23 protein-coding genes are annotated in these 22,448 nt (G+C 46.6%); 13 read left to right on the forward strand and 10 right to left on the reverse strand.

Annotated elements, in window-relative coordinates:
* The first annotated feature begins 36 nt into the window (after positions 1–36).
* On the forward strand, positions 37–1,434 hold the full coding sequence (locus ACFI32_RS02335) for an aminotransferase-like domain-containing protein (RefSeq protein ID WP_462624891.1): 1,398 nt from the start codon (positions 37–39) through the stop codon (positions 1,432–1,434).
* A gap of 42 nt (positions 1,435–1,476) precedes the next feature.
* On the opposite strand, the gene ACFI32_RS02340 is transcribed toward ACFI32_RS02335, so the two are convergent.
* Complete coding sequence (locus tag ACFI32_RS02340; RefSeq protein WP_462624892.1) at positions 1,477–1,995, reverse strand: HPP family protein; 519 nt, start codon at positions 1,993–1,995, stop codon at positions 1,477–1,479.
* Between the two features lie 140 nt (positions 1,996–2,135).
* Here ACFI32_RS02340 and ACFI32_RS02345 point away from each other — a divergent pair, with 140 nt between their 5' ends.
* Entirely contained in the window at positions 2,136–2,675 is a 540-nt protein-coding gene (locus ACFI32_RS02345) for a TetR/AcrR family transcriptional regulator (RefSeq protein ID WP_462624893.1), read from the forward strand.
* 63 nt (positions 2,676–2,738) lie between these two features.
* On the opposite strand, the gene ACFI32_RS02350 is transcribed toward ACFI32_RS02345, so the two are convergent.
* A complete protein-coding gene (locus tag ACFI32_RS02350) occupies positions 2,739–3,821 on the reverse strand; it encodes an RNA ligase (RefSeq protein WP_462624894.1) in 1,083 nt (360 codons plus the stop codon).
* Positions 3,822–4,125: 304 nt separating this feature from the next.
* Between ACFI32_RS02350 and ACFI32_RS02355 the strand changes: the two genes are divergently transcribed.
* A complete protein-coding gene (locus tag ACFI32_RS02355) occupies positions 4,126–4,551 on the forward strand; it encodes a tetratricopeptide repeat protein (RefSeq protein WP_462624895.1) in 426 nt (141 codons plus the stop codon).
* Positions 4,552–4,638: 87 nt separating this feature from the next.
* Here the strand turns inward: ACFI32_RS02355 and ACFI32_RS02360 are convergent, their stop codons facing one another.
* Positions 4,639–5,910 (reverse strand): flavin-containing monooxygenase, encoded by a 1,272-nt coding sequence (locus tag ACFI32_RS02360; RefSeq protein ID WP_462624896.1) that lies wholly within the window; start codon positions 5,908–5,910, stop codon positions 4,639–4,641.
* Between the two features lie 294 nt (positions 5,911–6,204).
* On the opposite strand from ACFI32_RS02360, the gene ACFI32_RS02365 reads away from it, so the two are divergent.
* Genes ACFI32_RS02365 through ACFI32_RS02385 form a run of 5 tightly spaced genes read left to right on the forward strand, consistent with a single transcriptional unit; the run spans position 6,205 to position 11,008 of the window.
* Positions 6,205–6,621, forward strand: coding sequence for a RidA family protein (locus ACFI32_RS02365; RefSeq protein WP_462624897.1), 417 nt, complete (start codon positions 6,205–6,207; stop codon positions 6,619–6,621).
* A gap of 26 nt (positions 6,622–6,647) precedes the next feature.
* Positions 6,648–7,319, forward strand: a complete 672-nt coding sequence (locus tag ACFI32_RS02370) for a DUF1028 domain-containing protein (protein WP_462624898.1) — start codon at positions 6,648–6,650, stop codon at positions 7,317–7,319.
* A 26-nt stretch (positions 7,320–7,345) separates the two neighbouring features.
* Complete coding sequence (locus ACFI32_RS02375) at positions 7,346–8,314, forward strand: LysR family transcriptional regulator (RefSeq protein WP_462624899.1); 969 nt, start codon at positions 7,346–7,348, stop codon at positions 8,312–8,314.
* Between the two features lie 9 nt (positions 8,315–8,323).
* Complete coding sequence (gene argE, locus ACFI32_RS02380) at positions 8,324–9,460, forward strand: acetylornithine deacetylase (protein WP_462624900.1); 1,137 nt, start codon at positions 8,324–8,326, stop codon at positions 9,458–9,460.
* Positions 9,461–9,493: 33 nt separating this feature from the next.
* Positions 9,494–11,008 (forward strand): amino acid ABC transporter permease/ATP-binding protein, encoded by a 1,515-nt coding sequence (locus ACFI32_RS02385; RefSeq protein WP_462624901.1) that lies wholly within the window; start codon positions 9,494–9,496, stop codon positions 11,006–11,008.
* A gap of 163 nt (positions 11,009–11,171) precedes the next feature.
* Here ACFI32_RS02385 and ACFI32_RS02390 read toward each other — a convergent pair whose 3' ends face one another.
* Positions 11,172–11,921: a class II aldolase/adducin family protein gene (locus ACFI32_RS02390; RefSeq protein ID WP_462624902.1), complete on the reverse strand. Its 750-nt coding sequence runs from the start codon at positions 11,919–11,921 to the stop codon at positions 11,172–11,174.
* A gap of 222 nt (positions 11,922–12,143) precedes the next feature.
* Here ACFI32_RS02390 and ACFI32_RS02395 point away from each other — a divergent pair, with 222 nt between their 5' ends.
* Positions 12,144–13,016: a transporter substrate-binding domain-containing protein gene (locus tag ACFI32_RS02395; protein WP_462624903.1), complete on the forward strand. Its 873-nt coding sequence runs from the start codon at positions 12,144–12,146 to the stop codon at positions 13,014–13,016.
* 50 nt (positions 13,017–13,066) lie between these two features.
* Positions 13,067–13,936 carry a phytanoyl-CoA dioxygenase family protein gene (locus tag ACFI32_RS02400; RefSeq protein WP_462624904.1) on the forward strand — a complete coding sequence of 290 codons (870 nt, stop codon included), beginning with the start codon at positions 13,067–13,069 and terminating at the stop codon, positions 13,934–13,936.
* Positions 13,937–14,086: 150 nt separating this feature from the next.
* Here ACFI32_RS02400 and ACFI32_RS02405 read toward each other — a convergent pair whose 3' ends face one another.
* The 5 genes from ACFI32_RS02405 to ACFI32_RS02425 form a co-directional block, all read right to left on the reverse strand.
* Positions 14,087–14,710 (reverse strand): transporter, encoded by a 624-nt coding sequence (locus ACFI32_RS02405; RefSeq protein WP_462624905.1) that lies wholly within the window; start codon positions 14,708–14,710, stop codon positions 14,087–14,089.
* Positions 14,707–14,922, reverse strand: a complete 216-nt coding sequence (locus tag ACFI32_RS02410; protein ID WP_462624906.1) for a hypothetical protein — start codon at positions 14,920–14,922, stop codon at positions 14,707–14,709. The genes ACFI32_RS02405 and ACFI32_RS02410 overlap by 4 nt, the downstream gene beginning before the upstream one ends.
* 204 nt (positions 14,923–15,126) lie before the next feature.
* Complete coding sequence (catA, locus tag ACFI32_RS02415) at positions 15,127–16,050, reverse strand: catechol 1,2-dioxygenase (RefSeq protein ID WP_462624907.1); 924 nt, start codon at positions 16,048–16,050, stop codon at positions 15,127–15,129.
* A gap of 123 nt (positions 16,051–16,173) precedes the next feature.
* Positions 16,174–16,464, reverse strand: coding sequence for a muconolactone Delta-isomerase (catC, locus tag ACFI32_RS02420; RefSeq protein WP_462624908.1), 291 nt, complete (start codon positions 16,462–16,464; stop codon positions 16,174–16,176).
* Between the two features lie 92 nt (positions 16,465–16,556).
* Entirely contained in the window at positions 16,557–17,672 is a 1,116-nt protein-coding gene (locus ACFI32_RS02425; RefSeq protein ID WP_462624909.1) for a muconate/chloromuconate family cycloisomerase, read from the reverse strand.
* Positions 17,673–17,862: 190 nt separating this feature from the next.
* Here ACFI32_RS02425 and ACFI32_RS02430 point away from each other — a divergent pair, with 190 nt between their 5' ends.
* Together ACFI32_RS02430 and ACFI32_RS02435 are read left to right on the forward strand one after the other, a co-directional pair.
* Positions 17,863–18,777 carry a LysR family transcriptional regulator gene (locus ACFI32_RS02430; protein WP_462624910.1) on the forward strand — a complete coding sequence of 305 codons (915 nt, stop codon included), beginning with the start codon at positions 17,863–17,865 and terminating at the stop codon, positions 18,775–18,777.
* A gap of 614 nt (positions 18,778–19,391) precedes the next feature.
* Complete coding sequence (locus tag ACFI32_RS02435) at positions 19,392–20,441, forward strand: TRAP transporter substrate-binding protein (protein ID WP_462624911.1); 1,050 nt, start codon at positions 19,392–19,394, stop codon at positions 20,439–20,441.
* Positions 20,442–20,657: 216 nt separating this feature from the next.
* Here the strand turns inward: ACFI32_RS02435 and ACFI32_RS02440 are convergent, their stop codons facing one another.
* A complete protein-coding gene (locus ACFI32_RS02440) occupies positions 20,658–21,134 on the reverse strand; it encodes a MarR family winged helix-turn-helix transcriptional regulator (RefSeq protein WP_462624912.1) in 477 nt (158 codons plus the stop codon).
* 137 nt (positions 21,135–21,271) lie between these two features.
* Here ACFI32_RS02440 and ACFI32_RS02445 point away from each other — a divergent pair, with 137 nt between their 5' ends.
* On the forward strand, positions 21,272–22,420 hold the full coding sequence (locus ACFI32_RS02445) for an amidase (protein WP_462624913.1): 1,149 nt from the start codon (positions 21,272–21,274) through the stop codon (positions 22,418–22,420).
* The last annotated feature ends 28 nt before the right edge of the window (positions 22,421–22,448 follow it).

Raw genomic sequence — 22,448 nt, forward strand, 5'->3', positions numbered from 1 at the left:
GTGTCTGTTTATATACAACAACAAGCGTGGCTTATTATGGCTCAAACCTATACCCTAAACCCCAATCTCACCAAAACCGCTGCTGTCGCTGAGTGGCTACAGCAGCGTATTGACTGGCAAATTTATTTGCCCAATCAGCGCGTCCCCTCCGTCAGAAAGCTGGCAACGCTTCTGGAAGTATCCAGCTTTACGGTGGTGCAGGCCTATGAGCAACTGGTAGCGACCAATGTATTAACAGCCAAACCCAGCTCGGGTTACTATGTCAATGCGGTGGCAAAGGTAACTGAACCAAAGCACAATAAAGTGGTTGCTAAGTATCCGGTGATCGATACGCGCTGGCTGGTGCAGCAAGTATTTAGCAATATACCGCACCACTGTTCGCCAGGGGTGGGCACCTTACCTAGAGATTGGGTACGTAATGATAAGATGGAATGGGCGATACGGCAGGTCACCCAGCAAGCAGACGGCTTTATCTATGACTATGGCGAGGTGCAAGGCTATCTGCCCCTGCGCCAGCAATTGGTTCAGCAGTTGCATACTTTGGGCATGCAAACTCATGCGGACAATGTCATCACCACAGCAGGTATATCGCAAGCGGTCACTATGGTTGCGCAGCTGCTCACTGATGTCGGTGATACCGTGGTGGTTGATGGGCCGGGTTGGTTTTGGTTGTCAAGTTGCTTACAACAACAAGGGCTGAATGTCGTCGCTGTCCAGCGCGATCATCAAGGGCCTGACATTGAGCACATGCAAAAGCTGTTTGCCACGCATCATCCAAAGCTGTATTTGACCAATAGCGTGCTACACAACCCAACCTCATACAATCTGCATCCTGCGCGTGCGCATCAAGTGCTCAATCTCATTCATAAATACGATGCGTATATTTTTGAGGATGATTTATACGCGGCTTTTGTACCGGGTGGTCAGGTGCTACGTTATGGCAGTCTTGATCAGTTCGAGCGGGTGTTTTATGCCACTGGGTTTTCAAAATCGATGGCTTCAGGCTGGCGCGTCGGCCTATTGGTCTGCCCAGATGATTTCATTGATGAGGTACTGCGTATCAAGACCTTAAGTAATATGAATACGCCAGAATTTGGTGAGCGCGTGATTCATCATTTGTGGACACACGGCGAGTATCGCAGGCAAATTAAAAAAGTCCACCAGCACTTATATGGTGCTCATCAAAGACTGAGGCGCGCATTACCAGAGATTGGCCTTGTCTATCCTGAGCATACGCAAGCGGGACTGTTTGTGTGGGTAGATACTCAGCAAGATACCAGCCAGCTGGCGTTAGATGCTTATAAAGACGGCTGGCTGGTGGCACCCGGACAACTGTTTTATCCAGATGCGCGCGCCTCAACGCATCTGCGTTTGAATGTATCGACAACCAGCGATGATTTTTTGGCGTGGTTGGGTGATTATTTGAATAATTGACAATACTTGCCAGCCTGCTATGTCTTTACTCACAGCGGGCTTTTACCACCAATAGGTTGGATATTGTCTGTCTTTACCTAGGTTGTTGTAAACAAGCGCTACCAGCACCAAAACGATAGCACCAAGCAAGGTAGGGGTGATCAAAAAATTCCACTTTACGGCGCCCAGCATGACAATTAAAGGATTGGAGCCCGCAGGTGGGTGCGGCATCCTACATAGCAGCATGAGCGCAATGGCGGTACCGACCGCTGTCGCCATACTCCACCAATGCACCCCAAATAGCGTCATAAATACTAGCCCTGTCAAAGTCGCGACAAAGTGCCCACCGATGACGTTTCTAGGCTGGGCAAAAGGGCTCGCAGGGTAAGCAAAGATCAGCAGGCAACTGGCACCAAACGAGCCTAAGATCATTGTCGTGGCAATCCCGCTGCCCAATAGCGCCAGCGTTGCCGTTGCGATGGTGCCACCCAGCCATGCTACCATTATCATGGCTAATGGCAGTCTTTTGGGACATTGACTGGTGTGACCGCTTAACGTGTGCTGGTTCAAAAATACTGACATGTTTACTCCTGTTATTAACCAACCCTAAAAATGCACCATAAATGATATACTGTTCGGTATATATTCTTAAGTATACCGAACAGTATACTTAGATACCATGATTATTTTCCCGTAGAACTAAAAGAGCAGGAGTGACGCTCATGTCAGTGCGAGATATCATATTAAAAAAGAGTTATGAGCTGTTTTATCAGCAGGGCTTTCATGATAGCGGGGTCGAGCTGTTAGCCAAGCAGGCAGGTACAACCAAGCGAACGCTGTATGCGCATTTTGGCAACAAAGAAGGCTTGATCGAGGCAGTGCTCGGCTATCGCCATCAGATGTTTATGAGCCAGTTGACCGATCATTTTAATCAATGCCAAATCAGTGCCTCAATCGAGGTGGTGCAGTGTTATTTGTCTTTTTTGCGGCAATGGACGGCATCAGCAGATTTTTATGGCTGCATGTTTATCAATGCCTGCGCCGAGTATTCATCAGCCGACAGCGTACCACATCAAATCGCCAAGCAGCACAAAGGTGAAGTCAGGCAATGGTTGCTACAACACTTTGAACAAGTAGGAGAGAGTCAGGCTCAGCAAAAGGCCGATATGCTGTTTGTATGGGGTGAGGGGCTTATTGTGACGGCGCAAACCGATCAGCAGCCACTCATGCCAGATGATGCGTTTTTGCAGGCTTTTGATTAATAGGTGACTGGGCACCCTTGCGGCAAACAAGTAGGGTGCCTAGTCGTTGCGATCTTAAAGTTACTATATATCATATATGTATTTTAAATTTTTAAGACTGAATTCTTTATATTTTGGTTCTGCACCAAGATATAACCCCATTGCCAAGACCATTTTTTTACCTAGCTCAGCATGTGCGTTTTGCGCATAAGACTTACGATCTAGGTGTTTATACTCATCATAAAAGGCTTCCGTCTCCTTAATTAAATTATTATAAATGGGAACAACTTTCGATTCGGATGCATCAATAATTTTTAAGATTTCAGATTGTCCGATAAACTTCTGACGCATATCATCAATACTGCCATCAATAATCAGCTCTGCCAACTTAGCTGGGTTATTGATGCTATCGTTCAATCCGTGGAGTTGAGTGTACAAATGAGTTTTGACTTTGACATGATAGATCGTATCATCACTTGATTTAAGCACCAATACGATGCCTTCACCCTGCTTATTATCGTAAGTAGCCTGAACAACTTTTTCTATATTAGCCTCTTCTGGCACCACATTTTTCACATAGTAGGGGTGCTCAGTTGGATAAGAGGTTTCAAAGGTATTCATATCCCGAATATTGATTATCGTGAGTTTTTCTTCTTGATAGGGCACAACAATACGGTTATTTGGTGATACCCATTCAAAATTAACGGTTTGATTACGCTCGGTAGTAAGCACTACAAAGTTGTAGTAATCTGCATTTTCAGGCAAAGAAAGCCAGTTCATGGCAGCGGTTGCCTGGTCACTAAACAGACTGCTTTTGGTTTTTAATTGCAGTTTGCCATTATGAAGATAGGATGAGACAAGACTACCATCGAGCTTTTCCATATAAAAAAGAAGCTCACTATTGCTATGGTCAATACCTCCTTCGGTATAATTAAAAAACTTATCCATTGGCAGTGATACAAGTACTGGGTTTTCTGGGGCTGTTATATCGTACGTAATACCTCGGCAGTGTTTGGCATAAGGCTTCTGAAACCCTGACCAAGAAACAAGATGGTAATCAAAAACTCTATAAATCCTATCATCTTGTATGAAATCTTTGTAGTAAAAACCATTATTCTGACTTGATAAATCTAGTAAGCCAGAATAAACATCTAACGCTTTGCTCATGGTACTTTGCTCCCGATGAAAACCTTTATTTCTTAAAATTAATAAACTCTAGTAAGGTAAAGTCTTTATCATACCTCATATCTTATGCCAGTCAGCTATTTTTTCCAAAAAATAGGGCTCGTCAGATATGACAAAATTTCGAATACTTACGAATGATTTTTTTATCACATAAAAGTGATTATCTTGATCAAAGCGTGGTATCTATTTTTATCACGATTCACTATGATGGCAGCCCTGTTATCACCTTTATTAATACATACCTTTATGCTGTTGACCACGCGCAGTAGAGAAGGGGGAGCTGGTTATGATCAATACCAAAATATATAAGTCTGTCTATAGCTTGGCCGAAAAGCTGTTAGAGGCTGACCGCCGCGGTGACCAAGAGGCGTTTGATGCCCATTATGCCGTACTGCAGACCATCTGCACCGCCAACGAAGGCACAGATAAAGACCATCCCGAGCAGTGGGAGACGTTAGCCGATTTTACAGAATCGCGCGCTGACGCCATCGCAGGCTATGAAAAAGCGCTCACCAAAGCCACCGCCATCAATGCCAAAGATCACATGGCTTCTATCGCGTTTTCGATGGCGGTACTACAGCTGGAACTGGGACAGATTGACGCTGCTATCTTAAATCTACAAGAGGCAAAACGCAGCGCCAATAAGAGTGATGATCAGGTACTAAAGTCAGACATTGAGACGCTACTTACTCAGCAGTTGGCGGCTCGCTAAGCGCTGTAAGTAGCCCAAGAGTAACCACCATGACGGCCTGTATGCTGGCGGGACACCGACAAGCAGCCTCTATCATGTCGAAAGGTGTTATGATTTTGTGGGGCTATTAGCCGGAGTTTGATAACGCTGATAGTGTCTTTGGATGTCGATATATTCGGCGATGCGCTTGGCGTCATGCCACACGCCCCAGATAAAGCTAGAGCCTTTGCCCGATAAATACGGCAACCCAACAAAATAAAGCCCCGGCTCACTGGTGATGCCTCTGTTGTGTATGGGCGCGCCATTGTCCGCAAAGATATCAAAATCGAGCCAGTGATAATCATAGCCAAAGCCTGATGCCCAAATGATACTGGTGATGTTGTCTTTTTCAAAATCGAGCGCGTCAATGGGCGCGGTCATACACTCAGGCATTTCTATAAACACCTTGGCCTCAGGCTCTTTGGGCAAATCCAGACCGTTATTGTCAATATATCGGTCCATTTCTTCAAGATTGTCCAAGTAGCTTTGTTCAGCACTGACGATATTGTCTACCAAATCATCATTAAACGACACGGTACTGTCAGTGAATGCTTTGGTCATGCCGACCAGATGAATGCCCTCATGTCCCATTTTTCTAAAATCAACACTCTGTCCGCCATTCATACCGCTTACGGCAAAGCCTTTAATCGGTCGTTGCGGCGGTGTGGTCTCATGCCATGTGCCCAAAACCCCCAGCCACCACACATTGTCTCTGTCTCTGTATTTGCGCGGCGGACGCTCATGCGGGCCGACGGATAAGTATACCTTTTTACCTGCACTGTTGAGCTCTGAGGCGATTTGCACCCCTGACGAGCCAGCACCGACAATCAGCACCGCACCCTCAGGCAGCTGCTCGGGATTTTTATAGTGATCTGAATGTATTTGATACAGGCTGGTATCTTGTGGGGCGATTTTGGGGATAAGGGGTTTTTGAAACGGCCCTGTGGCGACTACGATATTGTTCGCCAGCAGCGTGCCCTTATTGGTACTGACGCTAAAGCCTTTTTTGTGCTTGTTTTTGACGATGTTTTGTACTTCGACGCCCGTCTCAATCGGTGCGTCAATCATCTTGGCATAATTTTCAAAATACTTAGCCACCTCCCCATGCGGCACAAAGCTGTCTGGGTCATGAGGAAAATCCATATTGGGAAATTTATCATGCCAGCAAGGGCCGTTGGCAACCAACGAATCCCAACGACGCGTGCGCCAAGCCTCAGCGATTCTGTCTTTTTCTAAGACGACGTGTTCAATACCGAGATGGCCCAAATGCTCGCTCATCGCAATACCTGCCTGACCTGACCCCACAACCAGCGTGTCTACACTTTTATTATCGATTGCCATATGACCATTCTCTCTGCATAAAAATTAATGTGTTGAATACCCACGTTTTTGAAGATATGCCTCGCTATCGCTGTGTCTTCTATCAAGGTCATATCCACCCAAATCATAGTAATTTTTCTGTATCGAGAATGACAATCGTATGTCCTGAATAGCTACCTCAAAAAAACCGAATCACTCTGATATGGCTGAGCCTAATCACTGCAACGGAAATGCTAATTTGCCTTGAATTTGATTTGCGACATACTGTTTGTAAGGCGATAGCACATCCTAATGAAGACTGATAAGAGGTCAACCATGACACCCGTAAAGCATACCCGTATTCGCACCTTTAATACCCAAGAGACTTACCCTGAGCAAAATATCGACAATGATCTGTGCCAAGCGGTCGTTGCCAAAGGCAGTATCGTGTTTTTGCGCGGACAGATCGGCCAAGACTTAAACACCAGTGAGAGCGTGTGCGTGGGTGATGTCAAAGGCCAAACCGAGCAAGCGATGCACAACATCAGCATGCTGCTCAAAGAGGCAGGCGGTGAGCTGACCGACATCTGCAAAATCACCATCTATATCATAGACCCTAGATACCGCGAAGACGTCTACCGTGTGGTCGGGCGCTGGCTCAAGGGCGTCTATCCTGTATCGACAGGCATCGTGGTCTCTGCGCTGGCACGTCCTGAATGGCTGGTTGAGATCGATGCGACCGCTGTGATTTAAATCCATAATTAGACTAAGGATATACGATGACATTTTCTATTATTGCGCGCTGCAAAAAGACAGGACAGCTGGGCGCGGCAGTCAGCTCTTCATCACCCGCCGTGGCTTCTAGATGTATCCGTGCCAAGGCAGGGGTTGGCGTGGTTGCCAGTCAAAACATCACTGACCCTAACTTATCGCAAATCTTGCTTGAGATGATGCAATACAACGTCGCCCCGACCGATGCCGGTCATGAGCTGGTCAAGAGCACTGAGTTTATCGAGTATCGGCAGCTGATGGCGCTGAATGTGACTGATACGCCGTTTGTGTTTAGCGGTGAGCATACGCTAGGGACGTTCGCGACGGCGCAAGGTAGATATGCCGCCTGTGCTGGCAATATGTTAGCGAATCGTAGTGTCCCTGAAAAAATGCTGATGGCGTTTGAGCAAAGCGAGGGATCTCTTGCCAGCAGATTGCTTGAGAGCTTAGTATCGGGTTATCACGCTGGTGGTGAAGAAGGGGACGTGCACTCTGCAGGGTTACTGGTGGTAGACAAAGCCACATGGCCGATTGTCGATCTACGGGTGGACTGGTCAGACACGCCCATAGAGGACTTGCAGCAATTGTGGCACATCTATGAGCCACAATTGGACGACTATATCGTCCGCGCCTTAAATCCCACCATTTCACCAAGCTACGGCGTGCCTGGAGACCTATAAACTGCCATTTATCAAAAGGATCTATCGTGTTAAGTCGAATTACGTTACGCCAGATGGAATATTTCGTCACCACCGCAGAAAGCGGCAGCATCATCATTGCGTCGGAAAAAATCCATATTTCATCGCCCTCGATATCGGCGGCGATTGCGCATATGGAAGAAGAGCTGCATGTTCAGCTGTTCATTCGCCAACATGCTAAAGGCTTGTTGTTGACGGAAATTGGCGAGCAGGTAAAGAACGCCTGTAAAGTAATTTTGGCGCAGTCCTCTGATCTGTACTCGATGTCAGCTGACTTCACAGGGATCATGCGCGGCAAGATCAAGGTCGGCTGTTTTTCAGCATTTGCCCCGTCTATTTATGCTGAGATCATCCACGGGTTTGCCAACTTGTACAAGCAAATTGAGTTGGAAGCAGTGATCAATGACCATCACAATTTAGTGCAAGAGCTGACCAACAACACACTAGATCTGGCCTTACTCTATGACTTACATATCGATGAGAATGTCATTAACTTTACGCCATTGGCCGATTTACCGCCGTATGTGTTGTTGGCTGAGACGCACCCACTGGCCAAACACAAGGCGGTGACATTAGAAGAGCTGACCGAATATCCGATGATCCTGCTCGATATGCCCTACAGTAATGACTACTTTTTGTCTTTGTTTCGCAAAAAAAACCTAAAGCCCAACATCATCGACACTTGTAAGTATGTCGATGTGATTCGCTCCATGGTGGGGAACAACATTGGCTACACCATCTTAAACGTCCGTCCAAAAACCAACTTGTCTAACGACGGCAAAAAACTGGTCATGGTCAGGATATCTGGCGATACACGGCCGATGAAAATTGGCATTGCCACGCCCAAAAACGCCACATTGACCAATGCTCAGCAAGCGTTTTGTAGTCGCTGCCAAGCCTTTATCTCCAATCAGTACATACCCGGCATGAGCGTTTCATACTTTTCTGAAGCGCATATCAAGAACCAAAAAGAATAAGGACAGCGGATGCCACACCACTCAGAATGCCTAGCCGTGTTAGAGCAGCTCATCTCGTTTGACACCACCTCTTATAAGAGCAACCTACCGCTGATCGACTACGTCAAACACTATCTAGACCACGACAATATCGACATCACCACCAACTATAACGACGCGCAGAACAAAGCCAACCTGTTTATCAGCACAGGCCCTAAAGACAGCGCTGGCGTGTTGCTATCGGGGCATACCGATGTGGTGCCTGTCGAAGGTCAAGACTGGGACACCAACCCGTTTACCGCCGTTATTAAAAACGACCATGTGTATGGTCGCGGCAGTGCCGATATGAAAGGCTTTATTGCCTGCGCGCTGGTCATGATGAAAAAGGCTGCGGGCATGCCCTTAACCTATCCGCTGCATTTGTGCCTGTCCTATGACGAAGAGATCGGCTGCGTGGGGGTTAGGCATATCTTAACCCAGCTGAGCCGCTTAATTGTACCGCCCAGAGTGGTGATCATAGGTGAGCCGACCTTGATGGACGTGGCAACCAGTCATAAAGGCAAAGCCGTGTTTCAAGTGAGCTTTCACGGTACAGAGGGGCATTCTGCGCTAGCGCCACACTATGCCAATGCCATCCACGCGGCTAGTGCCTTTGTACAAAGCCTGATTGACAGTCAGCAGATGATTGCCAAAGACGGGCATCAGGATACAGGCTATGACATTCCGTATTCAACCATTCATGTGGGCAAGATTCACGGCGGTACCGCGTTAAATGTCGTGCCCAATCTGTGCCAGCTCGATTATGAAATTCGCAATGTCGCAGAAGACAGTAGTGCCGCGATTCAAACACAGATCTTAAAAGATTTTGCGGCAAAAGATGCTAGCGGTCGTTATGAGCTGCAAGACATCAACCAGTACCCTGGACTCATGACCCATCACACGCAGCCAGCCGTCAAAAGCATTCAGGCGTTATTGCCACAGTCCAACACTACCAAACTCTCCTTTGGCACAGAGGCAGGCTTGTTCCAACAATGTTTTGACTCGCCCATTTTGGTTTGTGGCCCAGGCTCTATCGAGGTTGCCCACAAACCCAACGAATACATTGCTATTAGCCAATTAAACGCTTGTTGCCACTTTTTAGACCAGCTGGTTGCGACGTTGTTATAGCTTTACTCCTTAACGAATTTTAGAGGACAGATTATGCGATTTGATTGGGCATATACTTTTAGCTTGCTAAAAGACACGAATTTTTGGCAAGCCACCTTGACCGTTATTGAACTTAGCGTGTTGGTATGGGTTTTGGGCATCGTCCTTGGCTTTGTGATGGCACTGGGCAAAAAATCCAAACTCAAACCCGTCTCATTATTAAGCCGCGCCTATATATGGCTGTTTCGCAGTATCCCTTTACTGGTACTCCTCATCTTTATCTACAGTATGCCGCAGGTGTTTCCACAGACCAGCGTGATCCTGTCTTCATCGTTTATGTCTGGTCTGATTGCCTTAACCTTATGTGAGACCGCCTATATCGCTGAGATTCATCGCGGCGGCTTGAGCTCAGTTCATCAAGCGCAGATAGAGGCAGGCAAGGCGTTAGGTATCAAACCAATGGGGATTCAGCGACTGATCGTGGTGCCGCAAGCGTTAAGAATCGCGCTGCCTACACTGAGCAATGAGTTCGTGGTTATCGTCAAACTCACCTCACTGGTATCGGTGATCTCTTTGACTGAGATCCTATTGGTCGGACAGCGTTTGTATGCCCAAAACTTCTTGGTGCTTGAGACCATGCTGGCGGTCGCGTTTTACTACATTTTGATTGTCACTGTTTTTGGCTTTTTGATTCAGCGCTTTGAGAAATTTATCGATATCACGCAACGCAAGCCCGGTATCTTAAAAGAAGGCGAGTTGGTCGGTAATATCAGCGCCAATAAATCACTGAATAATTACAAAGACATTAATTCAGAACGAAAAGGCGACTACGCGCTTGAGGCTATCAATATTCACAAATCCTATGGTGAGCATCATGTGCTCAAAGGTATCGATTTAAAGGTAAAATGGGGTGAGGTGGTGTCTATCATTGGCCCATCAGGCTCAGGGAAAACCACCTTTATTCGTACCTTAAACAGCTTGGAAGCGCTTAATAAAGGCACGGTTAATTTAATGGGTAATCCGTTTTTAAAAGATACTGTTCTAACCGATAAATCCAAGCCCTTTAGAGAACAAATTATAAATATCGGCATGGTATTTCAGAATTTTAATTTGTTCCCGCATAAGACTGTTTTAGAAAATATCATGCTGGCACCTCAGTACCACAAGGTGTATGACAAAGGCATCAATCAGCTGACCGCAATTGCGATGCTAGACAAAGTCGGTATGAAGGCCCATGCAAAAAAATACCCGCATCAGCTCTCAGGTGGTCAGCAGCAGCGGGTAGCGATTGCCCGTGCGCTCGCGATGGAACCTTCTATTATCTTGTTTGATGAACCAACGTCTGCCTTAGATCCTGAGTTAGTCAGCGAAGTATTAAAAGTAATGGAGCAGCTTGCCAAAGAAGGGCTGACCATGATTATTGTCACGCACGAAATGAGCTTTGCTTTTGATATTTCCGACCGTGTTATCTTCATGGAAGGGGGTCATATTGTTGAGCAAGGATCACCTGAGGCGCTTAGAAACAGTACCAACGAGCGCTTTAATCAGTTTGTACAAAATATCAATTAAAAGTAATGACTGATTTTCATAGATCAGTTTTTATATTAATTAGAGTCGCTAAAAAAGCCCTTATATCATCGTATATAAGGGCTTTTTCTTTAGCATTGTATTTTTTATCAGACAAGTATGGATGGGCTGGACAAATAGAGTTTTACTAAAAATAGATTAAAAATTATTCAATAAAATCAGGCTCTTGTATCAGCAGTAGCCTTTTAATCTCTTCTAAATGTGCTTCGCTAAAGTCCTCAATAGACTCCCAGTCTTGAGCCGTCTTTTCTGCGACGTCATCGGGGATAAGGCGCAATGGCTGATTGGTCGCGTAAGCGGTTGTGAGCACTTGGCAGGCGCGCTCAATGGTGTACATGTCATCAAACGCCACACCGATGCTGTGCGAGCCGATCAGCACCCCATGATTGCCCATCAGCAGACGACTGTGGTTATTAAGCAGGCTGGCAAGTCTTTTGCCTTCTGCATGCGTATCCGCCATACCTTGATAGCAGGTGTCGTAGGTCACCCGATTAAAATAACGCGCCGTGTTTTGGTCAATCGGTTTGATGGTCGGATCTTTTAGCGTCGAGATGGTAGTGGTATAAATCGGATGCAAATGCAGCACGCATGTGATATCTGGGCGCAAGAGATGGATTTGGCTGTGTATGGCCCATGCAGTGGGGTCAATTTTTGCCAACAGCTCACTGTCAGGATTATTGCTATCTAACAAGATCAAATCACTCGCCTTGATGGTGGAGAAATGTTGCCATTTGGGATTGATCAAAAACTGACTGCCATCTTCAGATACCGACGCACTAAAATGATTGGCAACCGCCTCATGCATATTTAACCGTGCAAACCAACGAAAACAAGCCGCAAGATCCATACGCGTCCGCGCCTCATGGTTTTGCATGTCATTTTTTAAATCGCTCATAAATCACCTTAGTATGTATCGTAAGTATGTAAAATAATTACTATACACAGCGCATTGAAAACAAAGCGATTTTTTTAAATAGGATTTGCAGTAGTAGTGGGTAGGTTTTTCAAAATTGCTTTTAATAGCTCGTATTTAGTATAACTGAGCTAAGCAATAAAGATGTTGTCAGCGCCTTTGATAGCGTTGTTTACCCTCAAAAACCCACTAGGAATGACTACGATGAAGCCATTAAAACTGATGTTACTTTCTGCTGCGGCAGGCTTGGTATTAAATGCCTGTTCGAGCGAAGCGCCTGTCAGCAGTCAAGAGAGCAGCGCTGCTACTACCGATAGCGCCAGTGCCGAGGCAGGGTCTGAAAAGCGCGTGTTTACCGTAGGGTCTGATATGACCTTTCCTCCTTACGAGTATCTGGACGAGCAGGGCAATCCAGGCGGGGTAGATGTGGAAATTATGGCCAAAGTCGCCGAGATCAACGGTGAGATCACACCAAAATGGGAAGATACCCGCTGGGCAAACCTGATTCCTGGGTTAAAAGGAGACAAGTTTGATGTGCTGTACTCATCAATGTACATCACCAAAGATCGCTTGGCGCAGATTGATATGATTCCGTATTACAAAACCGACATCTCACTATTGGTGCGCGGCGACTCAGACATGGCACCACAAGGTGCTGATGACTTGTGTGGTCAAAAAGTAGGGGCGATGAAAGGGACAGAGTTTGTCAATCAGCTGGGGAAAATATCAGCCAAATGTGTGGAACAAAACCAAGGCGCTATCGAAATTCGTGAATACGAAACCTCACCGCAAACCTCTCAAGCCTTATTATCAAGAGCGGTCGATATTCAGTATGATGATGCCGCGGTGATGCAAGCTGCCGCTGATAAGCTCGGTGACCGCGTCAAAATCACCTCAACCCAAGAGATAGCGCCTATTGTCGGCGGTGTGGGTGTCAAAAAAGGCGATACCGAAACCTATCAAATCATCTCAGACGGCATCGAGCAAATGAAAGCCTCTGGCGACTTAGAAAAAATCCTGAGCGTTTATGGCCTAACCGTACCGAGCCAAGCTGATATCGACAAGGTCATGAACTGATAGCCAAACCGTGATGGTCAAACAAGACACAAGAAGGGAAGGGGCGGCATATGTTAACCAGCAAACAAATCCAGCAGTATCATGATGATGGCTATTTGGTGGTCGACGATGCCATTGACCCCAAGGCGCTCGCTGAATTACTAAAGCAAATACAGGCTTGGGTGGATGACAGTAAAGGACACAGCGAAGCGTGGGGGTCAACGTTCGATGGTAGAGCACGGTTTGATATCGATCCAAAAGACCATAGTGCCAAAAACCCATCTTTAAGACGGGTCACCTCACCGACGGAAATATCTGAGGCCTTTGCCGATATGGCGCTCAAATCCACGATGTCTGAGATGGCGAGTGCGCTCATAGGCGGGCAGGGTACCTGCTTTCACCACAGCAAGATCAACGCCAAGCTACCCAACACCTCGACCACGGTTAAATGGCATCAGGACTTTCCATTTACGCCGCATACCAATGATGACATGCTCACGGCACTGCTGATGATTGGTGAGGTGACGATGGACAACGGCCCATTGCTGGTTGTACCCGGCAGCCATAAAGGTGAGCTGTTTTCCCATTGGAACAATGGAAAGTTTGTCGGTAAGGTGAGTGATGACATAGAAGCAGAGAAGTGCCAACAATTTGTGCCCTGTATTGGCAAAGCGGGGTCTATTTGCTTTATGCACAGTAGGTTACTGCATTCATCAGGGCCGAATCATAGTGACTTGCCCAGATATTTATTTATCTCTGTTTATAACGCAGAAGACGCACACGCACTATCCCCAAACCCGCTACCCAGTAGACATGAGAGAATACTGGTCAGTGGGGCGCTAAGCGGTAAGGTACGCATGACGGCAAACACCCTTCGATTGCCAGAGCTACCAGACGGCGCTTCGTTTTTTAGTCAGCAGGAAATGGCGGTGCTGGGTTAAATAACATAGTGAGTAGTGAGTAGTGAGTAAGGCAATAAAACCCCCTTGGCTGACCGTCAAGGGGGTTGCATGTAAAAAGAACAGATTGCCAGCAGAGCTTGGGCACTTGCTAAATGCGATCAACGCAACTTTCATCCCATATCAACAGTCTTAAAACACTTTGGTCAATGAGCCTCTGATAAGGTTACCCTCAAAGGTATTTTCGTTCGAGTATTCCTTATAGACGCCAACGTCACCGCCGAGCAATAGATCTGGTGAGAAGTAAGCGGTTGATATACCGACCGCGTTGCGTTTTTCATTACCTGCGCCTGTCTCAAAGGTATTATAACCGACCAGACCCACGTCAAGCATGCCAAAGCTTTTGCTCAGACCCCACTCAATCATCAGCTCTTCATCAAAGCCATCTTCTTGAGGAATCTCATACGTCCCTAACGCACTAAAATCAATATCAGCGGCTTTGTTCAGCTTGACGTTACCGCCTAAGGTGAACGACAAAGAGTCATAATCTTTTGCAGGACTGGCAATTCTTCTGACTTCAGCATCACCGCTGTCACCAAAGTACCAGCCTGCACCCGCAATCGTATCCCAACGATCGCCGTGCCACGTCAGATAACTACCAGCATAAATATTAGCCAGTCCCGTGCGATCGTCCTGTACCTGACCTTTGATCTCAATATCGGTCTTTACGATGGGAATGTTGGCGTCGAATAAGAGATCACCACCCAAAATCTTTTGCGGCGTGACCCACAAAACGCGATTGATCAAAGCGGTCACATCAACGTCACTGCCTGGAGGCGCAGCCTCGTTCTCATCTGCGCTATAATTGGCCAAATAAACACGATGATACACGCCCGGTGGCGGTAGACACTGCCCTTGATACCTTCAAGACCAGGGACATATTGCGAGTCAGAGGCATGGGCGATAAATGGTAAGCTCAAAGCCATCAATGCGGATAATGAAACAACCTTATTCAATACGGTTTTCATAAAACGTCCTTGTCTGTAAGTGAGGTAGAAAAAAGGTGTCATAACGAGTGGGCTGAGTTGCCAATGCATAAAGGCATGTTTAGGCGGGATAAAGTACGAGTAGCCCGATTAAGTAGCACTCAATCGTGAAGGGTAGCGATATTAAAAGCGTTTGGCTTTTGCCGACCAGACGCTTTTAATGGTCATGGGTATTGCCGTTAACCCTTAGCCTTGGGCGCGGCGGCGATCCACATCGCTGCCTTGTACTTCAGGCTGAGTGTCTTTTAGCAGATGAAAGTCAAAATCAATCGAAGCGTAAGGCTTATCCAGTCCTTTTTCAGCCAGTTTGTCCGCATCTTCGATCATGGTCAGCTCGGGCACCAAGCCTTCACGGCTGGCAAATGCAAAGTCATCCCATAGGTACTCGTCACCATCGATATTAATCTGTGTGGTCAGTTTGCGTATACCATCCGCGCTCACAAAGAAATGCACGTGGGCAGGTCTGTTACCATGGCGACCAAGCGCACCCAGTACTTTTTGCGTCATGCCTTCAGGGGGCACCGAGTAGCCGAGTGGGACGATGCTGCGAAAGCTGTACTGGCCGTTTTCGTCTGTGATAATGGTGCGGCGTAGGTTAAACTCAGACTGCGACTCATCAAAGAAAGAATAGTTGCCAAGGCTGTTGGCATGCCACACTTCTACTTTGGCGTTAGGCAGTGGTTTGCCAGCGTCATCATAAACGGTACCTTGCATAAACAGTACGGTGCTTTCTTTGTCGTCGGTGCCGTCATCTAGGCGTGCAAAGCCTGTGCTTTCAGGCGCGCCTGCCACGTACAATGGGCCTTCGATGGTTCGTAATGTACCGCCTTCTAATCCCGCCTCTTTCATGTCTTCTTCAATCATCAAATCCATGAAGTGATCGAGTCCCAGACCGGGCGATAGCAATCCTGCCTCTTTACCCAAGTCACCAATATAAGCGACGCCGCTCCAGTATTCATCAGCGGTGATATGTAGATCATTGATGGCTTTCATCAAATCACCGACCAGACGCAAGGTGATCTCTTGCACGCGCGGGTTGACTTGCTCAGGAAAGTCGATTTTGCCTTTGACGAATTTTTCGGCCAATGCTTCAATTTTTTTGTGTTCCATGTCTCTCTCCTTGTTGAGGACTATTCAAAATTTTCTAGGGTTCTGCGATATTGCTTAACGTTCATTCGAACTAAATTATGGTTCGGACTAACGACTCGGACTACCTCATCTGGCGGTCACTATTTAGCTGTCATCACTACGCACTGATGAGGGGTGACGCAGTAGTGGTGTCACTTGGACGTTCATGTACGGGTAGAGGGGCAGTGACATCATGATGTCATGCAGCTCTTCGTTACTCTCGACATCAAAGATACTAAAATTCGAATACTCGCCTGCCAGACGCCAGATATGTCGCCATTTACCTTGATTCTGTAGCTCTTGCGACAGCGCTTTTTCCGTCGCCTTTAGCTCAGCGACTTTGTCAGCGTCCATATCTGTAGGTATCAGGACGTCCATACGTACGTGGTATAACATAACTCTCTCCTTATTCTTGAGTGTGTTGCATCATTCTCATCAATGCCGGCGCCTTATCTGATGATGCGATAAGGACGTGGGCGTTATCTGTCTTATGCCTGCTGCTGTTTAGCGTAGTGGTACACCTTGTCTTGGTCTACCTCGATACCGAGTCCTGCTGCGGTCGGTACGGTCAAATTAAAGTTTTGGTAGTCGAGTGGCTGCACCAAAATATCGTCGGTCAGTAACAGCGGGCCAAACAATTCGGTATCAAAGTTCAGGCTTGGGAAGGTTGAGAACACATGCGCAGACGCCGCGGTGCCGATCGGGCCCTCAAGCATGGTGCCGCCATACAAATCAATGCCTGCCAACTGCGCCAACTGCCCGATCAGGCAGCCTGCCTTGAGTCCGCCCGATTGGTTGATTTTGACCGCGAACACATCAGCGCAGTGCTCCGCTGCCAGATGAAAGGCATTCTGTGGGTCTTGGACGATCTCATCTGCCATGATGGCCACATCAAAGGTGTCTTTTAAGCGTTTTAACCCTGCTTTGTTACGCATGGAGATGGGCTGCTCAATCAAATCAATATCGCCCGCTTGCAAGCGTTTGATGCCTTTAATGGCCTCAAGCTCTGTCCATGCTTGGTTCACATCAACGGTAATACGGCAGTCAGGTAGCGCTTGTTTGATCGCTAAGACATGAGCAAGGTCTTGATCAATCGGGTTGCCGCCGATTTTTAGCTTAAAAATACGGTGCTTTTTTTGCTCAATCATCTGTTTGGCTTCAGCGATGTCTTTGTCGGTATTACCACTGGCCAGTGTCCATGCAACACCGAGCTCATCACGAACACGCCCGCCCAAAAGTTCACTCACAGGCACGCCCAAACGCTTGCCTTCGATATCAAGCAGTGCGGTTTCTATCGCGCATTTGGCAAAGCGATTGCCGCTGATGTGTTTGTTTAGCAGCTGCATGGCTTTGGCAGTTGAGGCGGGCGCTTCTTTAATCAGCAGGGGTGTGAAGTAGGTATCAATATTGGTTTTGATGCTGTGCGGGCTTTCTTCGGCATAGTTCAAACCACCGATTGTTGTGGCTTCTCCCCAGCCGTCATAACCATCTTCTGTCCGAATATGAACAAGAACTAATGTTTGCTCTTTCATCACCGTGCACGCCAATTTATGCGTTCTAATCGTCGGTATCGGAACCAGTAATGTTTGAATGGAACGGATCATTTTTATGGTTATCCTGTGTCATTAATCCCTTAAATACGTTATTTACTATAGGATTTGTGATTCATTTTGTCTAAGACCTAATATAATGCAATTTGATACCTTTTAGGTATACTAGACAAAGGAGACGATTAAACAACCTCGTCAACTGGTTGTCATCGCACAATAATGAAAAACCTTAAAGGAGCATCATATGGAACTCAGACACTTGCGCTATTTTATTGCGGTGGCAGAAGAGAGAAGCTTTAACAAAGCGGCAGAGCGCTTATATATCTCACAGCCACCGCTCAGCCGCCAGATCAAACAGTTAGAGGAAGAGCTGGGCGTGGTACTGATCGACCGTGACCAGCGGCCATTAAAGCTAACCGAAGCGGGCATCTTCTTTTATGAACATGCGCTACAAATCATCAGAAAGTCTGATAACTTGCAAAAAATGACCATGCGTCAGGCGAGCTTTGATGGCTCCATATCCATTGGCTTTGTGGCCTCTGTACTCTACGGCACATTGCCTCGGGTGATTGCCCGTTTTCGTAAAGTCTATCCCAACATCCAAATCAAGCTGCATGAGCTGAACTCGTGGCAGCAAACACAAGCGTTGACCAATGGCACCATCGATGTGGGCTTTGGTAGGTTGCTATTCGATGACGCCTCTGTCAGGCGCATCGTGCTACGAGAAGAGAGTTTGGTGGTCGCGGTGCCTTTAGATCATTCCCTGATGCAGCAGCGCGGCGCGGTTGGCATTGCAGACTTGGTCAATGAAAACTTACAACTGTATCCAAAGACGCCCAGACCCAGCTTTATTGATTATATTTTGGGATTATTTGAAGCGCGCAATATTGAGCTGACGTCGTTTTCCGAGGTTAGTGAGCTGCATGTGGCATTAGGTTTGGTCGCGGCAGGCGTTGGCATTACGATTGTGCCCAAATCGCTTGAGCACCTACGGGAAAAAGAGGTGGGGTACCTCCCTTTCGAGGACGGCCTGTTGACTTCACCTGTGATTATGAATGTCAGACACTTTGACAAATCCGCATTACTAACCACGTTATTAGACGTGGTGTATCAAATTTACGAGGAAGAAAACGTGGTCCATAAGCGGGAGTCTATTTAGTCTCACCGCATAAAGCCGTATATCTTGGCTGTGTTTATAAGGTATTTATACGGCTTTTACATCAGCGTAACTGACCATCACGATAGCGCAGACAATAGGATAAGTGCAATTGATGCTGATGCTGTCCTGATATACGACTGACTGTACCAGCATACTAATTACCTTAAAAGTATACTGCGCTAATAGAATAAAACGGATGCAGCCGAGCCGACATTTTGCCAATCTAACCATAAAAATAAAATATTTTCACCCCAAAGCACTGATTTTATTAAACATATTACCGATAAAAGTTGACATTTCAATATTTTTAGTCGCTTTTGTGGTTTTAGCAATTGACAAGCAGGTCAGTGGCTGCTAAATTTATTTGAAAAGTAAAGTATTTATTATGAAAGCAAGATAGGAATGCCTCTTAATAATAAAGACTCGATCATTCATGATCTTTTTTTTATAGAACTTTTGTTTATTAATTTGGGTGTTTTATAGCAACTTACACTGCAGATTGAGACAAATGAGATCGAATGATGATCGGTATGCTTTGTTTATGTCTCTTATGCCTACTTCTTTTATGCTTACGTAGCGCATGAGCTGTCAACACACTGAGAAAGGATTCTATGATGAAAACGCCCTTTGCGCTCGCAGCCGCACTCGTCGCCATGCTGGGTTTAAGTGCCTGTTCAACAGAAGATAGCACCGCTAGCAATGCAAGCGACGTCACCACGCTACGATTCTCTCATTTATGGCCTACCTCAGCGGTGATGCATACTGATGCGTTTGTGCCATGGGCTAAAAAGATTGAAGAAGAGTCAAATGGACGACTCAAAATTGAGATTTATCCATCAGCAACGCTGAGCAAGCCTGATGTGACTTATGATGCCGTCGCTAAGGGGACTGTGGATTTGGGTGTGCAGGTACAGGGCTACGTCAATGGGCGGTTTCCATTAACCCAAATCGCAGAGCTGCCCGGTCTGTCGAGCTCCGCTGATCAAATGAGCTGCATACTGCAAACGCTTTATGATGATGGGGTGATTGCAAGTGAGTACGAAGACACCCATTTACTGTTTATGATTGGTAGTGAGCCTGCCACCTTGCATACGGTTGAAACGCCCATACGCACCCCTGCGGATCTAAAAGGCATGCGTATTCGCCGTCCGTCTGCCATTGGCGGCGATATTATTGAAGCGGCTGGCGGCGCGCCTGTCGGCTTGCCGGCAACCGACCTGTATACCTCATTGCAGCGCGGCGTCATTGATGGCATGGCATTTCCTTGGAGCCCCACAGGGTCGTTTAAATTGACAGACATTGTCAAAACCCACACCAATATGCCGTTTTATAGCTCAGCGCTCGTTGTGACCATGAACCAAGACAAATACAACCAACTGCCTGATGATCTTAAAAAAGTCATGGATGACAATGCTGGTATGGCGATGGCTGAAACGGCAGCCAATGTCTTCGATACTGAAGCAGCGAAATATCGAAGTGAGGCTGAGGCGAGAGGCGATGTGATGGTGGATATTCCTGATCCACTAAACGATCCGCAGTGGAAAGTACCTTTAGAAGCGGGTACCAAAAAATACTTAGCGGATGTCAGTGCCATGGGGCTCGATGCCCAAGATGTATATCAAAAAGCGCAAGAGGCGAGCGCGGCCTGTGCAGCACCATCATAATGGGTACGTGCTCACGTTTTTAATTGGATAGCATGGCTACTTACTTAAAAATTCCATTTATCACCAGCAGCTGTTTATATTATTTGATATAAAAACAGTTAAGCATTCTTTTTTTTTATAAAAACCTCATAGATATAATAAATTCATTTACTATATCTATGAGGTTTTTTACTCTTAATATTGTTTTTTATTTATTGATACATTAAAAATATATTTTTATTCTTCTGCATTTTCTGACAAATTATCAAACAATTTTTTACTCAATATAAAAAACGTCTCTAACTCTTCTGCTGAAAATTTAGCAAACAGTGTTTCAAGCATTGGAGCGGTTTTTTTGACGACCATATTGACTTGATCTTTGCCTTGTTTGGTCAGCTCAACCAGTCGCACGCGACCGTCACTTTCTTGCTTAAACACCCGAACCAAGCCTTCTTTTTCCATGCGCTGCACGATTTTGGTGGTGGTCGGAATTTTCATTAAGGCTTCGTTAGAAATCTCTGAGATGGTGAGCACGTCATGCTCGCGCAGCAGTAGACCCACGCGCCAGCGCGACGAATCCATACCCATAGGTTTTAGGGTTTTTTCCATTTCATTGTTATAGAGTGATTCAATACGTGCAACCCAATAAAATGGATACTTAACGTGATTGAATTTATTGCTGTTTGGAATATATTGAGATTTATCAGTATTCATTGCTTTTCCTATAGTTCTTATCTTGGTTTTGGTTTCTATTTTTTACGCATATAAAAATAAATATAGTCAAATTATTTGACATTTCAACTAAATTTAAAGATACTTGAATTCAAGCGATATATTTGAAGGGATTCAAGATGAACGATTTCACAGTCACATTTTCTACGCCAAATAACGGTCAGCTGACCGTCGCGATCAAAGACAGTATTGATGTCGCAGGCGTACCTACCCAGTTGGGCAGCGACGCTTGCGCTGACGCACTACCTGCCAAGAACGATGCCACCGTGGTTGACCTCCTAAAGAAACACCATTTTTCTATGGTTGGCAAAACGGTCATGCATGAGCTTGCCTTTGGTATGACTGGGGTAAATCGTAGTTATAGCACACCCATCAACCCATTATATCCTAAATTGATTCCAGGCGGTTCATCTTGCGGATCAGCGACCGCGGTGGCAGGCGCTCAAGTCGATGTCGCTATCGGCACCGATACAGGTGGCTCTGTACGCATGCCTGCCGCCTGCTGCGATGTCTATGGCATCAAGCCAACTTTTGGTTTGGTCAGCCGCGATGGAGTATGGCCGACCGATACCTCATTAGATTGTGTGGGCGTTTTTGCCAAGTCGCCTGAGCACATTACCACCACCATGCAGGCGATTGCGCCGACGTTGGGCACGATTAGCGAAGAAGAGACTGCTTTTTTAGCACAAGACGCCATCACGCTGGGCTGGGTAGAGGCTGACGCCGACGCGCGCATCAGTGAAGTGATTAAAGGGGCGCTGACGGCGTGTCCGTCTATTCAATTAACCGCTGTGACACTGCCTGATCTTGATGCCGCTTTCCAAGCAGGACTGAGTGTCATCAACCGCGAAACATGGTTGGCCTGCAAAGATTTTTATGCCACAGGCAAGCTGGGGAACGATGTCGCCACGCGCCTTGAAAAAGCCAGCCATACCACGGATACCGAGGTGGCACACGCTGAAGACATCCGTGCTGCTTTTAGCGCGCAAGTGGATCAGGCATTGGCAACGACGCGTGTGCTGGCGCTACCCACACTGCCACATGCACCGATGACCATAGACGAGGCGCTAGCGGGTAAAAACGATGTGACCATCTCAAAGTTGGTACGTCCGTTTAATCTCTCAGGTCATCCAGCCTACGCGATACCTTGTGCTTCTAACTATGACTTTCCAATCAGTCTACAACTGGTCGCTCGCAAGGGTGATGATGCTTTTTTATGCGCATTCGCCGAGCATTTGGCGGCGTTACTGACCCAAAATGCGACTTAAAACATGCGGTAAAACACGCGATTTGAAC

The sequence above is a fragment of the Psychrobacter sp. PSi21 genome, assembly GCF_054960615.1.